This is a genomic window from Chryseobacterium indologenes (assembly GCA_016025055.1).
Taxonomy (GTDB): Bacteria; Bacteroidota; Bacteroidia; order Flavobacteriales; family Weeksellaceae; genus Chryseobacterium; species Chryseobacterium indologenes.
This window is the reverse complement of record CP065590.1, coordinates 119,961-136,107: the sequence shown is the minus strand read 5'-3', so window position 1 is coordinate 136,107 and position 16,147 is coordinate 119,961. Positions and strand designations below refer to the sequence as shown.

Annotated in this window: 10 protein-coding genes and 1 pseudogene; 5 read left to right on the top strand and 6 right to left on the bottom strand. The window is 33.5% G+C overall.

Annotation, left to right across the window (positions count from 1 at the left end):
- Positions 1–75: 75 nt before the first annotated feature.
- Positions 76–2,487 carry a S9 family peptidase gene (locus H3Z85_00550; GenBank protein QPQ52052.1) on the top strand — a complete coding sequence of 804 codons (2,412 nt, stop codon included), beginning with the start codon at positions 76–78 and terminating at the stop codon, positions 2,485–2,487.
- A gap of 17 nt (positions 2,488–2,504) precedes the next feature.
- On the opposite strand, the gene H3Z85_00545 is transcribed toward H3Z85_00550, so the two are convergent.
- The 6 genes and pseudogenes from H3Z85_00545 to H3Z85_00520 all read right to left on the bottom strand — a co-directional run bounded on the left by H3Z85_00545 (position 2,505) and on the right by H3Z85_00520 (position 8,517).
- Complete coding sequence (locus H3Z85_00545) at positions 2,505–2,750, bottom strand: hypothetical protein (protein QPQ52051.1); 246 nt, start codon at positions 2,748–2,750, stop codon at positions 2,505–2,507.
- 15 nt (positions 2,751–2,765) lie between these two features.
- Positions 2,766–4,358 (bottom strand): tellurium resistance protein TerC, encoded by a 1,593-nt coding sequence (locus H3Z85_00540; GenBank protein ID QPQ52050.1) that lies wholly within the window; start codon positions 4,356–4,358, stop codon positions 2,766–2,768.
- 141 nt (positions 4,359–4,499) lie between these two features.
- Positions 4,500–5,282: a hypothetical protein gene (locus H3Z85_00535; GenBank protein QPQ52049.1), complete on the bottom strand. Its 783-nt coding sequence runs from the start codon at positions 5,280–5,282 to the stop codon at positions 4,500–4,502.
- A 131-nt stretch (positions 5,283–5,413) separates the two neighbouring features.
- Entirely contained in the window at positions 5,414–7,414 is a 2,001-nt protein-coding gene (locus H3Z85_00530) for a YWFCY domain-containing protein (protein ID QPQ52048.1), read from the bottom strand.
- Positions 7,415–7,620: 206 nt separating this feature from the next.
- Positions 7,621–8,057 (bottom strand): annotated as a pseudogene (locus H3Z85_00525) (DUF1896 family protein).
- A gap of 202 nt (positions 8,058–8,259) precedes the next feature.
- Entirely contained in the window at positions 8,260–8,517 is a 258-nt protein-coding gene (locus tag H3Z85_00520; GenBank protein QPQ52047.1) for a hypothetical protein, read from the bottom strand.
- Between the two features lie 311 nt (positions 8,518–8,828).
- Between H3Z85_00520 and H3Z85_00515 the strand changes: the two genes are divergently transcribed.
- From H3Z85_00515 to H3Z85_00500, 4 genes are all read left to right on the top strand, one after another.
- Positions 8,829–10,517: a helix-turn-helix domain-containing protein gene (locus tag H3Z85_00515; GenBank protein ID QPQ52046.1), complete on the top strand. Its 1,689-nt coding sequence runs from the start codon at positions 8,829–8,831 to the stop codon at positions 10,515–10,517.
- A gap of 106 nt (positions 10,518–10,623) precedes the next feature.
- On the top strand, positions 10,624–11,208 hold the full coding sequence (locus H3Z85_00510; GenBank protein ID QPQ52045.1) for an RNA polymerase sigma-70 factor: 585 nt from the start codon (positions 10,624–10,626) through the stop codon (positions 11,206–11,208).
- A 335-nt stretch (positions 11,209–11,543) separates the two neighbouring features.
- On the top strand, positions 11,544–12,419 hold the full coding sequence (locus tag H3Z85_00505) for a FecR family protein (protein QPQ52044.1): 876 nt from the start codon (positions 11,544–11,546) through the stop codon (positions 12,417–12,419).
- A gap of 214 nt (positions 12,420–12,633) precedes the next feature.
- Positions 12,634–16,140, top strand: a complete 3,507-nt coding sequence (locus H3Z85_00500; protein ID QPQ52043.1) for a SusC/RagA family TonB-linked outer membrane protein — start codon at positions 12,634–12,636, stop codon at positions 16,138–16,140.
- Positions 16,141–16,147 lie beyond the last annotated feature (7 nt).

Below are 16,147 nucleotides of genomic sequence, written 5' to 3'. Positions count from 1 at the left end.
TCTTAACGGCTTCATATTTATACCTGCTCAACAGCAGGGGATACCTTAACCCAATGGAAGGCAAAATTTGCAACATTGGGCGGGGTTCCCAAGATTTCATCTGAAGGAACATGGATAGGAATCAATAAGCAGTATAAACTTGGTGGTGATTCGGCTTATGTTGTTAGCACAAAGGACAAGACAATACATAAAATTGTATCGACGGGAGTTTTGGACTTTCTTAATGAAGAAGGGGTTTTTGGGAGAAAAGCCGATCAATTACAGTTTCTGAACCTTAAGACTGGTAAAATATACCAATATAATAATGCCAGCAATTATTATCGGCTGGATAATTTAAATAGATATGCCATTTACTCCAGAGATAAGCACCTTATTTTTTATGATCTGACGGGCAATCAGCTACAGGAAATGGCAGACATTGATGGTCTTATGGCAACAGACTCAAAAAGTAAGCTATATGTTGTAAGGCAGAGTGAAGGAAAAGCCAAGATCCTTGAAACAACGGGTAAAAGACAAGAAATTGTATATTCAACAGAAAATCGAATATCAAAGATCGAACTTACGCCATCAGGCAAACAGCTACTCATTACAGAAGTTCAGATTCAGAAAGGACATAATCAATTGACTATACTCGATTCAGAACATGACTATAAAAAGGTAATTCAATTAAACGTTCCAAGCAAATCAGAATTAAGTTTGACGGAAATTCAAAATGGAAAGTACTTTCTCATCAATTCAAGGGTAAGATTCTCCGAAGAGCAGTCTTCCTTGGTTGACATATGGTATGGCAATGATCCATTTGTCAACCTACATAAAAGAATGTACGTAAATAACGAATACTGGTTATGGGATACGATAGCGAATAAACTGCAGTCATTAAAAATTCAGGAGAACCATGTACTTGAATCTTTAAATAATGCTCGATATTTTCTGACCTATCTACCTAGAAAAGATTACAATTTTAATACGTTTACGCCAGATATCAATGATGCCTATATATTTGATATATCAACAGAAAGTTTAACAGCAATCGGCAGCTTAAAACAAATACCTACTTTAACAAAAGGTTGGAGACCCGACTTTGTGGGAAATAGGTTTTTTTGTTCCAAGAATGGCAGGTTGTTCCTAGCGAGCAATGATGGTAAAAATTGGTCCTTGTTCAGTACTTCGGGCAAGAGAGAAGCCTTAATAGAAAAATTTGGTCTTGAAAAACCTGTTTTTACGGCAAACAGCAATCAAATTTATTTTGAAAGCAGTGACGACCTCTGGAAATATGACATCAATAGAAAGAAGTTGACCGCTTTGGGCATTGCAAAAGGAAAAAAAGTTGAAATTAAAAATCAAACTAACGAATTTGGTGAAAGTACATTAAATTCATTTTTACCGGAAGATTCCATATTGCTGGAAGTATATGATAATTATTCAAATAAAACTTTTTACAATATGTACCGCAAGGGAAAATGGAAAGAGGTTGTACCGGAAACAGAAAACAGGTTTGACTCTGATCATCTACTTTTCAACAGAAATATGACATCCTTTTATACGTTGGAAAGAAATTTCAACCAGCCTCCTACATTGTATTCCTATGTCAATGGACATAAAAATAAATTGTTCAATGCCGGAATTAAGGATGTTGAAGCACAAAAGATCAAACAGAAAATTTATAATTTCAAAGCTGTTGGAAAAAATCTAAGGGGTATTTTATACTATCCAATAGACTATGATCCAAAGGGAAAATATCCAATGGTAGTCCATATCTATCAGGTACAACGGACTTTAAGCAATGATTATCTTTCTCCAAATAATGTATCACCTGTAGGATTCCAGATCAGGACTTTATTGGAACGAGGGTATTTTGTATATCTCCCCGATATAGAACAAGGCAAGGATGGCCCCGGCATGTCAGCTTTAGAATGCGTAAATAGCGCGCTGGATGCTTTATTGAAAAACCCTCTAATTGATCAGGATAGAATCGCGCTTTTAGGACATTCGTATGGTGGTTATGAAACCAATTTCATCGCCACACAATCGCAGCGCTTTAAGACATATGTATCAGGAGCAGGTTTCAGTGATCTGATCAGCAGTTACCATTCTTATAGTTATCAGTATGTTAAACCGTTTTATTTCTTTTATGAAACTGGGCAGTTCAAGATGGGAGACTCAGTGGCTGAAGATAAAGAAAAATATTTACTGAATAGTCCTATTTTAAATGTTGAAAATGTCAAATCACCAATTTTATTATGGGGAGGAAAGAAGGATGAAAACGTGCCATTGGACCAGGTTATGGAATTTTATATTGGTCTTAGACGTTATCAAAAACAGGTGATAGCCCTTTTATATAAAAATGGTAATCACGATTTTCTCCATCATCCTCTCGAGGAGAAAGACAGGGACGAAAAGATCTTAGAATGGTTCGATTATTTTCTGAAAGATATAAAAGATGTTCCATGGATCAATAAGCAAATAAAAAAGAAGGCGCCTTTTTAAGCGCCTTCTCTTCGAACTTATGGAGTAGTTCTGAATAGTTCTTGTGAACATTGTGTTTCACTATCCATAAACTCATGTAAACGCGAAGTACCGTCTCCATCCCAAGTACAAACAAATCCGCTTGTGGCATTACAATCTTGTTGTACCTGAACACATTTGTTATTCTCATCAATACGATAAGTCGGAATTACTTTAGAGGCTTTACTTGCCAAATTGGTAGCGAAAGCTGCGCCTGCACCCATTGCTACAATAAGTGCTGGCAATAATATTTTTTCATATTAAGTGTTTATTGGTTTATGCCTAATCTTTTCAAGGTTTTCGGCAATCCCTTTTTTGGGTTCCTTATCAACAGGCTGCTCCCTGAGCGGCCTGTTTCGTTTTGAATTCACGTCAAAAGCACCATCCCGGATTTTATAACGAACAAGTTCATTTCCAATAAGGACGAAAAGGTTGTTGTCCTGAACGATCATTGCAGACATTGGTATATTATTTTTATGTCGAATGTAAAAACTACCAATATATTGCTGTTGATCAGTGCTGTATACATCAATTATGGAAGATGTTTTCCAGGATTTTGAGGGCTCATGTTTGCCTTTCAGGTTGGATTGATTAAATAATAAATTACCCGAAACCAGTGAACCTTTATTTACGCTAAAAGGCGGAGCACTCATTTTATTATTGCCATTGGATAAACGTACTACAGAAATTTTTGCACGGCTTGTTGTATCAATGGTATTTAGACGATTCAATATCTTGAAATTGTTATCCATCACAATGTACTGGTTGCGATAGACATAGGTGTAGACCAGTTTTCCGCTCTGACTATCAGAACTCAAAATTCCATCCACATCAAAAATTCCGTCAATCTGTTTTTCTAAAATATCCGGTTGCAATTCCAGTTTTTTATTTTTATCTAAATCCAGTGAGGCTAGAATATACCGTTTATCAGACCTCCGCTGAGTTCTAATGGCAAATCGCATTGAATCAAGTATGGCAAGCTGATTAAAATATGCATCACCAAAGCTTATTGTTTTTGCTAATGAGTCCTCCAACTTCCCTTGATAAATTACTGGTACAGAACCATCGTACATATAATAATATGGTTTACGGATTGTTAACTTTAAGTTTCGGAATACATGATTTTTATTGTCCAATTTTACCTTTATATCTGACATCCCTCTTAGTGCGGTGTCAATTTTTGTTATGAAAAGCGGTGCAGTTGTATTTCCCAAATAGATATTTCCATCCTCCAACCCAGCAAAGTAGTAAGAATTTACTCCCAGGTCATAAATCTGTTCTTTAACAAGTGGATGCGGTACAAATCGCCTTGTAAAATTATTCTCCTGCTTAATAATGTGTTCGGAACTTAAAAATAAGCATACAACAATTCCACAACTGACAATACTTATGGCAATAGATTTGGATATGGGTAAGATCAGTCGATTTTGTGGATTCTGTTTTCTTTCCCTGTAAAGAATTGCTGTAAAAATTAGTATCACGACCACGATATTAAAAATCAGGTGTTCAGTCCACCCTAATTTTTCTAATATTCCGCCGCATGAACACGGAACAAAATCACTATAATTTATTATCAGATAAATATAGATAGTAAAAGCTGTCATTAAACCCAAAGAGCCATATAACGCAAATAATTGATAATCTGGAACACAGACATAAACTGCCAACGCAAATTCAACTATAATTACGGCATAGGAAATAAATCCGGCATAGGCACTCAACAGTGGGGATTGCGCGAGTTGAACCTGGAAATTTTCAAAATCCAAAAGTTTACTCATAGCTGCATATACAAAAAGCAGCGCTATGAAATAAGCTACAATACTTGCATAGTCTTTTGCAAAATATTTTTTCATCACAATCGGTTTAATGATTATCTATAACCAAATTTCAAAAACCTTTCTTGAAAAAAAAATATCTTGAATGAGCTAATGTATTTCAAATAAATGCTTTTTTATTATAAAAAATTCCTACTAATAGGAATTTAATTATCGATACTATAATATTTGTTTGAATCTGGGTAAGTCATCCAGCACGATTTTATAATGTTGATTATATATTCTGTAGAGGTTTAAATAATCTCCAAATTGATTATTATAAGCAATTTCCTTTTTGTTCATATCCGAAAAAAGAATATCACGGTTTGCCCCGATCATCTTTAGTTTGATATAAAATTGATAAAAAGTATCCTCTAGATAAATCTTACAGTCTTTCTGGAACTTCTTATAATTACGATTAAATGATGTTACAAAGTCTTTTAACGAACTTCTTACCTTTGCATCATACAGATCAAGAAGCCTTCCAATATAATCAAGATCCTGCGCAATTATATCAATTAAAATTCTCGGTATTTCAAATTCATGAAGCAGAAATCTAATCGTTTTTCCATAGGAGTCAGTCGCTGCAATTCCTGTCAATAGGGCTAAATTATGGGTTTTAGGATATTGGGTGTGAATGGGAATAATGCGGTTTTTGACATCATCTTCGATTTCTTCAATAACAAAGGATAAACCAGATAAAATTTCATCTTCTTGTGCTTTATCGAAATCCTTTATTCTTCGTTCAATAAGGCAAGATTTTTTTACTAAATCCAAATCTTTGGGCAGAAATCCGGTTTTTTGAAAAAATTCAATGTAGTAATCCATGAGTTTATTCAACTGCAGTTGAATCACATCAATTTTGTTAGCGTGAAATGCAGGAGAGACCCAATGAAGTTTTGAAAACTCTTCAATCGCGTCCTTTAACGTACTTTCTACCAATGCTAATAAATAAGTGTTCATAATTATTGGCCAGTTAGTATAACAAATTTCTTATAGAAAAGAAAATCCAATATTTTACTAAGTAATGAAATAATTTTGATTTTCTAAGAAAAAAATAAAATTAATCTTTGTTATATTAACCCTTCAATATCCTAAGATTCCTTTTTTATCAAATGAGATAAAGATGGATCATTACTTATACGATCTAATTCCCGTTCAATAATTCCGTTAATGTCGGCTTTGATCTGTTTGTAATTCCCATCAATTACTTCTTGCATATTGTCATTACCATTTTCATCAATAAACTTGGTGATTTCGGGTATTTTTTGATATGATTTTGTCTCTGCTGCAACCTTTTTATTGTCCACGACAATCTGGGCATGAAATATTTTCTGATCAATGCGTTCATCGAAGTTGTCTGCAACTGATCCCACGAACATTCCTTGGGTTAAGGTGCTGATCTTCGACGCAGGAATTAAACTGTCAAGTTGTGTGGAAATGGATGTCGATTTGTCATTACGGTTTATTGTCATGCTTTGCCTTTTCTGCAAGACCTTTCCAAAACGATCAGAAAGAGTCTTTGCAGTCTCTCCAACAACCAGACCACTTACTATATTACCTACCAAGTTTTGTATCACTTTACTTTCTTTATCACCATAATCTCTGGTTAGCTGCGAGAAGTCCTGAATACCAAAGAGAGACGAAATTTTTAGGGATCTGGCGTAGGAAATGTAATCCAGTCCACGTATATATATTGTAGGTAACTCATCAATGATAATGGAACATTTAAGTTGATCCTTTTTAGAAATTAGTTTAATAATACGAGAATTATACAATCCTAAAGCAGCCGAATAAATATTTTGACGATCCGGGTTGTTGCCAACACATAGTATTTTTGGTTCCTTTGGATTATTGAGATCTAGAGTGAAGTCGTCGCCTGACATAACCCAGTATAATTGCGGGCTGATCATTCTTGATAAAGGAATTTTTGCGGAAGCAATTTGTCCCTGCAATTGGTCCTGGGCGCCGCCCTCCCAAGCATCCATAAAGGGAGAGATATAGTTTTCCAGTTCTGGATATGAAGTCAATATGGTAAATATATCCTCATACTTTTTGTTTAAAAGCTCTATAGCATGTGGGAAAGTACAATATCTGCCATTATCATAAATTTTCAGATACCAAATAATTGCAGCTAATAATATTATTGGTGAATCGACAAAAAATTCGCCCTGCTTAGTTATCCAGGACCTATTGAGGTTCAGCATAATTGTGTACGCAGACTCATATGCATCAGAGATGTCCGTCATAAATTTGGGATTGATTGGGTTACTTCTGTGACTTTCGCGGGGATTATCAAAATTGATTACATAGAACTTTGGTTTTACCTTGTAGCAGTGAGTATTCCTTAACAGGTGATTATATGCTATAGTTGAGAGATCTGGGAATTTAAAGTCATAGATATACATCGCAAAACCCTTCTCAATATGCTGTTTGATAAAATTATTGACGACGGCATATGATTTTCCCGATCCGGGGGTTCCCAGTACGATTGTCGCACGAAAAGGGTTAACAATGTTGATCCATCCATCATTCCATTTTCCTTTATAATAGAATTTAGTTGGTAAGTTTACCGAATATTCGTTCTCCATCAATTTGGTTTCCTGCATGAAGCTTTCATTTTCGCTATTAAAGACATCATCCATCAGATTGTTCTTTAAAAGCCGGCTTAGCCAAATACCACCTACCATCAATGAAATATATCCAATACTTGTCGTAAGAATGTATAAAAAGAAGCCTATGTCGGGAGAAAGTAATAGTAATGATGTGTTTAGAAAATAAAATACAAATCCTACTAATAAAATGGTATTAATTTTTGTCCAGGTAATTTTTTCATTTTTCACTCCTTTCGTTCCCAAGCAGCTTAATGCAAGAAGCAGGAATGCAAAAGCCTTCGTATAAAGAGTATGTGAAAATAAACCTGCCGTCCTTTGGAAGTTGCTTAAAATTCGGTTGACCACCTCTATGTTCCAGCCCTTGTCTGCAAATGCACTATAACAAAACCAATAAAAATGCATAAGTATCAGAACGATACTTACGGCCCTCATAAAAGCAATAATTTTTGCTAATCCTCTTAAATCATCATCTCCTTGCATATCTGAAAAATTAAATTTGCAAGTGAAATTATTGGGAATCTGTATCCGTTGATTAAATTGGCTTTTCAGGGAATTTTAAGGATTAATTTGGCATTATTAGTTATGTTTTTGACCGAAAACATATAATAAAAAAACTGCTATCAAACAGGTCTGTAGCAATTCTTTGGATTTTCAATAAGGTGATGTAGGATGCTTTTTATTAGAGATTATAAATTCAAGTTCTTTTTAATCCATTCACTAATAATAGCTTTGATATCGTTATAAAGATAATCATAGTCAGTACTATACGCAAAGTCATCCGTTAGATCATATTTTTTAAATATATCATCGCAGACATTCAGCATTTTTAGAGAAAATGGTCTTATCTCTTCATCAACAAAAAGGTGTCGAATTCGTAGGTGACAACTTGAAAAATTGTATTGAACTTGGAAAAATATAGAGCTTCAAAAAGAATAGAATTTGCGATTCTCTCAGCTTCTTCTTCAGTATTTTTACCTTGAATAGCACCTTCATAAGCTTTAAAAGCCCAATTTGAACGTTGAGAAATAAATTTAGAATCGTAAGCCTTTTCAGGATAATTGGTGTATAGTAATTCTTGAAGGTTTGATCTAAAATACGAGAGGTTTTTAAGTAAAATATCCATATAATATAATTTTTAATGGATAAACTTAAAGAAGTAATATGATACCCTTCAAAATGTGGCAGTGATTGGTATTTTAAGGATAAATTTGTCTCAAAGGAAGCAATTTTTAATTTCTATTACCATTGGAAAAGATGCCTCTGACTTACCTCATGATCTGTTCGTTATATATGCATTGCGCACTGCATATATACAAACAGTTTGATTAGTTTTTGATTTTCCACTGTCCACCATTTTTAGGAGGTGGATCTTTATAGTCAATTTCTGCCGCATCAAATTCACCTGAATTCGATACTTGATTTAGACTATCCGCATTTCTGTTGGATAGTTTACTTATTGATTTTTCAAACTTAAAGTCCTGCTCTAAAGCCTGATCATCGTCCTGCTGTCTACAGGAGTGCATAAAAACAATTCCCGCTAAAATTGTAATTATTGATGAAATAATTGAGATAATCTTTTTCATAGTCATAATATTTAGAAGATTTATCCCCGGGGTTTTAATAGAATTCTGACTTCGAAATTATTGGACTTTTCTCGCTCTGAAAACCTTTGTATGGTGCGCTTCTAAAATAATTATGTTGTATTTCTAGAAAAATAACATTCGTAATTATTTATGTTTCTGGATGTTGACCTAGATATTGCTTCCATTTAATGTTTATTCAATAAAAGGTCATATTTGGGTGATTTTTTTTAATTTTATATGAAAGTCACCTAACCATGAAAGCCTTCCTTAAACTTTATATAATATGTTTTTCGTTTTTTTTCACGATGTCTTTGAAAGGACAGAATGATGAAGAGTTTAGTGAATACTATCTTCTGCGAAAAAATTATGAGGGACTTTCAGAAAATGATGAACATGCGCTTCAGTTTATAAAGCAGTATATAGCCAAAGCGAAAAGAGAAAAGAATTACGAACAATTAATTCAGGGGTATTTGGATGGTATTTTGTACTCATCACACCCAGAACAGAAATTAAAATTTGCGGATAGTACAATTTATGCCTCAAAACTCACTAAAAATAATGAAAAAATAAGCGCTGCATATTTGGAAAAGGGAGTTGTGTATTATTTCCAGTATAAGAAGTATAATCTCGCATTAGATGAATACATAAAGGCATATCAATACGCCAAAAATAGTACAGATTATTTTTATAACAATAGGCTAATCTATCTTATGGGTGTTGTCAACAGTTATATGGGAAATTATAATGAATCCCTGGAACAGTTTAGAACCACGAGTGAATTTTTTAAAAGTGAATCTAAAAAACCTCAACATCCAAACCTCATTTACAACAATTTAAGAGGTTATTTTAATTCTATCCATCAAATGGCAGTATGTTATAGAAATCTTGGACAGTTTAAGCGTTCGGATTCATTAATTGCTGTTGGTCTATTGCAGACATCAACGAGCAAAGAATATATGCAGGAATACAGTTATTTTTTGAAAGAAAAAGGAATTCAGCAATTCAGGAATAGAAAATATGAACAGGCAATCTCATCCCTAAATTCCTGCATGAAATCCATTTCAGCTGTCAATGATTTTGCTTGGTTAACGGTTTGTTATTCTTACATTGGTAAATCATATCTTGCCCTTGGAAAAGAAGATCAAGCTGCAACATATTTTAAGATGGTGGATTCCGTATTTCAAAGACATAACTTCATTTTACCAGAAGTAAGAAATAACTACGAATCTTTGATAAATTACTATAAGACCAAAAAAGATCTTCATAAAGAATATTTTTATACAAAGCAATTATTAAAAGCAGATATAGTCCTTAATAGGGATTTCAGATATCTTTCTTCTAAAATTCATAAAGAATATGATACCCCGTTATTGCGGGAAACAAAGCTTAGTTTAGAAAAGGAGATTTCCAAAAGTAAGTGGACAACTTTAATAATTATAATTTTGAGCTCTTCCGTGATATTGTTCATGATAATATGGCATCAATCTCAAAAGGATAAACTACTTAAAGCCTATTATCTTCTAGAACAGAAAATTTTAAATAAAGTTGAGGAACCAAAGCCTGAAGATTCTTCTCCCATAAATAATTCGGTTGACCCTTATATTCCCCAACAAATAATAAATGAGATATTAAAAAAACTGAAAAAATTTGAACAGAACAATGGTTTTATAGAAAAGGGCTTAACATCTAAAGACCTTGCAAAAAAGTTTGATACAAATTACAAATATCTCACAAGTATTATCAGAGAATCTAGGGGAATGAATTTCACCGATTACTTGGCTCACCTAAGAATAAATTATATTACAAACAAACTATATAATGATAGGAAATATCTGTCATATACCATTATAACTTTAGCCGAGGAATGTGGTATAGGGTCGCGTCAGAATTTTAATGAAAAGTTTCTAAAAATTAATGGTATTAAAGCCACAACCTTTATAAAAAAAAGACGGAAAGACTTAAATTTCGATGATGATCCAATAGTAGAAATTCCCCTATGATGCTTTTTAAAAGTATATTTTCAAAACGCTTTCAGTCCTTTATAAAAATTATGATTTTTAAAATTTAGAAATAATAGCTAATTTTATAAATTATAGCCACCTAAAGATGAAGAATGTTGAAAATATGGCCTATGAAATATTACTGCAGGGACTGCGGAATGGAGATCAATATGCCTTTCACCAAATCTTCCAAACATTTCACAAAGCAATAGTTTATTTTGCTTCTAAGCTTTTACCTGAATACAATTATTCTGAAGCTGAGGAAATTGTACAAGATGTTTTTGTCAAGCTTTATGAAAAGAGATCAACTTTTAATTCTTTTGAAAATATTAAAGCATTTCTATACATAGTAACAAAAAATGCGTGTCTGGACAAGATTGCTAAAGAAAAAGTTAGATCTAATCGCTTTGGTAGATACATTCAGGATTTTGAAGAATCAGAAGAAAGTATTCTTCAAAATATTATTGATGCTGAACTTATTAGCCAATTGGGAGCTGAAATTGATGCACTTCCTGAAAAGTGCAGGATTATAATGAGGCAGTTTTTAGATGAAGATAAAAATGCAAAGGAAATCGCAGATGATCTCGGCATAAGCGTAAGTACTGTCAATAATCAAAAATCCAGAGCCGTCTCTATCATAAAAAAACGGCTTGGAAATGCCGGAATCGCCCTTTTATTATTTTATTTATAAATTTTTCAATTTTCTTTAGAGAAACCTATACTATTTCCCGTTTCTATATTATAAACGCGGAATCATGGAAAGGAAAGATGTTTACATCAGTTTTGAAATAAGCAATATATTAAAAAAAATCGTTCAGGAAGAACCTTTGACTTTTTAGTGATCATTCAACTTTAGAAACTTGGTTATTAAAGGATGAAGGGAATAAAATATATTTCAATAATTTAAAAAATGAAAATCTTGTCGCTGATTCCATAAAGAAACTTTATAATACTGATTCAAATGTTCAATTCAAACTGATTGAACAAAAAATCAGAAAGAAAAGAAAATTAATGCTGTTCCGAAAAATGAGCATTGCTGCTGGATTCATAGTCGTTTTCGGAACGTCAATTTGGTATTTAAACTATAAGTCGGGTACGCAAGAACCAACATTTAAAACCATAGAAAACGACATCTTACCGGGCTCAAATAAAGCTACTATAACTTTTGGGAATGGTAAAGCTATTAATCTGAAAGAAACGGAAGGCATTTTGGTAACTCCCAGCGGCCTAACCTATAGTGATGGGAGTTCTATAAATGATTCAGAATTCATCGGATCAGCAATACTGAAAACCCCGAGAGGTGGCCAATATAAAATTACCCTTGCAGATGGTTCTAAAGTTTGGCTAAACTCCAATTCGTCTTTAGAATATCCAGTAAAATTTTCAAACAATAATAGAGAAGTCCGATTAAATGGTGAAGCTTATTTTGAAGTTCATCATGACCCAAAACATCCATTTCTCGTCAACACAACTCTCCAAGAAGTTAAAGTTCTTGGAACAACCTTTAATATTCGTGCCTATGAGGACAAACAGTATACGACTCTCGTTCAGGGAAGCGTAGAAATTAAATCTAATGGCTCTACATTTACCAGAAAATTGAAGCCCAATGAACAGGCTATAATTGATCATTATAGCCTTTCCATTAAAAATGTCGATGCTCTTGATTTTATCGGCTGGAAGGAAGGGTTGATAAATTCGGGAAATATTTCTCTCGTGGAACTTTCAAAGGAAGTTGAACGTTGGTATGATGTAGACTTCAAATTTCCCCAAAATTTCAAAAATTCAGAGAGTGCAGATTTAAGCATTAACAAAAATGAAAATCTTTCCACTGTTCTAAAAGTAATAGATAAAACATACGGTGTAAAAACTGAGATTCACGGAAAGGAGGTGATCATCAGATAAGAACGTTTCATATGTGTTTATGCCCGTAGTTCGTAAGAATATACCGTCCCGAGGTCCAGTCGGGACGGCTGCGGGTTTTTAAAAGTTAAATAAAGCAAATTACTAACCCTAACTCAAATGTAATGAATAATACCATTATCGACAATGGTAAACCGATTTCTATTCCCCTATGGAAACGGAAAACCAATGAAAAACAATTAGAAAAAGACAAGTCATGAAAAACCTAATATTTTTTATATTGATTATTTTTCTCGCTTGCACAAAACTTACTGCACAAAAAATAACATTGATCCAAAAAGATGCACCTTTCAGGACTGTTATTCGCCAGATTAACCAGCAATCGGGCTATTCTTTTTCAATAAATAGCAGGCATATGAAGATTGCTAAGGCTGTCACTATATCTGCAAAGGAAAAAGATCTAAAAGCGGTTCTAGATGAAATCTTCAATGACCAACCGTTCGATTATTCTATTGAAGGAAAAATTATAGTTTCTGTCGATAGGGGGAAGGAAACAGGTTCTAAAAACCCAATAGATAAAGATCAGACTCCCATAAGAGGAAAGGTTTCTAATGAACGGGGTGAACCGTTGTCCGGAGCTTCTCTTCGAGTAAAAGGAAGCAATGTAAACTTTATGACAGATGCAAATGGAATTGTTATGATCCCTGGTTCATTAAAGGACGAGGTACTTCAAGTTTCATTTATCGGTTATACACCAGTAGAAGTTCCTGTAATAAATTCAGGTAATATTATTATGCATCAAAACGATAATATTATTGGAATAGTAGATGTTGTTTCGACCGGATATCAAAACATACCTAAAGAACGAGCAACGGGCTCATTTGTCCAAATAGATAACCAATTATTAAACAGACGTGTTAGCACGAATATTTTAGACAGACTGGACGGTGTTACAAGTGGATTGATTTTTAATAAAATTTCAGGTCCAATAGGGTTAAATCCTCCGAATGAAAAATTAGGAATAAGCATAAGAGGAAGAGTTACAATTGATGATAAAGTTAGCGCTGATCCTCTGGTTGTACTTGACAATTTTCCCTATGAAGGAGATATTAATAATATAAATCCAAATGATATTGAAAGTATCACAGTACTTAAAGATGCTGCTGCAGCTTCGATCTGGGGTTCGAGATCTGGGAATGGTGTCATTGTAATCACTACCAAAAAAGGAAAATTTAATCAACCCTTAAAGATTGATTTTAATTCAAATTTAACCGTAGGGGCAAGGCCAAATTTAAAATATTCAAGAAATTTTCTTAAATCCTCTGAATTTATAGATGTCGAAACGTTTCTTTTTAATAAGGGGTATTATGATCCCAATTTAAACGACAACAATTACTATCCTGTAATATCACCAGTAGTTGAGCTTTTATCGAAACAAAGAAATGATCCTTCAAATGAGAATATTACTGACCAAATAAATAGATTGAGAAATGTGGATGTTCGCGACCAAACATCCGAATATTTTTATCGTCCCAGTATGAATCAACAATATTCATTGGGTTTTAGAGGAGGTTCGGAAAAATCTATTTATTCACTTTCTATAGGATATGACAAAAACCGTAATACCTTGTTTGGTTCTGGAAACAATAGGTTTACTATTAATTCAACAAATACATATCATCCCATTAAAAATTTGGAAATTACAGGTTCTGTATTATATACAAAGAGTGAGAATAAATTTGGATATCAATACACTTCTCCGTATCCATATATAAGTTTTGTTGATGATAATAAAAATCCGCTTGCGGTACCATATGGAAAAAGAGACAGTTATCTTGAAAATAGCCAAAGTTTAGGCTTTTTAGATTGGAAATATAGACCCATTCAAGAAAGAGACCTTTATGATACCAGTACTAAAACTGATAACATCCTTATAAGAGGCATTGTCCGGTATAATTTCACTGATTTCTTAAATGCTGAAATTCAATATCAGCATGAAAATGAATTCGGAAATAATCGTGGTTACAGAAGTCCCGAAAGTTATGAAGCGAGAAATTTCGTTAATATGTACAGCCAGCGATCTAGTGAGGGCTCATTTACATACCCCTTTCCAAAAGGAGGAATTCTCTATTTAACAGACAGAAAATTGTATTCCAATAACTTCAGAACACAGTTGAATTTCAATAAAGAATTTTCACAAAAACATTTAGTATCTGCAATTGCGGGAGCTGAGATAAGAGAAATAGTAAGTGAGAGTACTGATAAAGCGTTGTATGGCTACAATGATGAGTTTGGAACTTCTGTGACTAATTTAAATTATAATATTCCTTATCCAATGAACCCATCGGCACTTGGATCAACGGTTCTTCCGTCTCCTCTTGGGAAAATTATAGGTAATACAAATAGATATATATCTTATTATGCAAACGGCGCTTACACGTATTTAGGTAAATATACTTTTTCACTGAGTGGAAGAAAAGATGGTGCAAACATTTTTGGAGTGAAAACAAATGATAAAATGACACCACTTTGGTCAACTGGTGTTGCTTATGATATCAGCAAAGAATCGTTCTATAAATTTTCGTTAATACCTTATTTAAAACTAAGGGCATCATTTGGATATAATGGAAATGTATATAATGCCTCATCCTATTTGACGGCAACCTATGATGTCAGCCCAATTACTGGACTACCAATTGCCTACATCACGAGTGCCCCAAACGCAGAATTAAGATGGGAGAAAATTAGAAACAAAAATCTAGCTTTAGATTTTTCATCTAAAGGTAATCGCTTGAATGGTTCATTTGAAATTTATGAGAAGTTGGGTACTGATCTTATCGAGGATGCTTTGTTAGCACATTCAACCGGGTTTTCTTCTTACAAAGGAAATGCCGCAACTGTTAAGACAAAAGGTTTTGATATTAATTTAAACTCAGTAAATCTTAATGGTAATTTTAAATGGAATACGACTATACTATTAAGTTATAATAAAGATAAAGTAATATCTTATGACACAAAATATACTTCGCAATATCTAACAAGTTCAGGGCTTAATATTGATGGTCCTGGAAGATATGGTTTATATATCAAGGAAGGAAATAGTCTTTTCGGAGTATATAGTTTTAAAACAGCGGGACTTGATCCAACAAATGGAGATCCTCAGGGATATTTAAATGGTGTTATAAGTAAAGACTACCTCAATATAATTACAAGTTCGAATAATGAAGATATTGTATATCATGGTTCGTCAAGACCAAGAAATTTTGGGGCATTACGTAACACTTTCTCTTTTAAAGGAATCTCTTTATCCGCTAACGTTACATATAAATTTGGATATTACTTTCGCCGAAGGTCAACCTCATTAAACCTGTCAGACGTTGTAAATAGCGGATATGCCAATCAAGAATTTCAAGACCGATGGCAAAACCCAGGAGATGAAACGCGAACTACAGTTCCCTCAGTCTTATACGAATTCAACTATAATCGCAATATTTTTTATCAAAGCTCTGAATCTCTTGTTGAGAAAGGAGACCATATAAGATTACAGGATATTAGCCTTAGTTATGATTTTAATAAGGAATTACTTAGAAATCTTCCAATTTCCTCATTACAAATTTATAGTTATATAAATAATATTGGTATAGTGTGGCGAGCAAATAAGAAAGGAATTGATCCGGATGTTAGTGAATATAACCTTTCCGGTTATAATTCCTACCCAAATCCGACAACAGTATCATTTGGTATTAGGACAACATTAAAATAAATGCAGT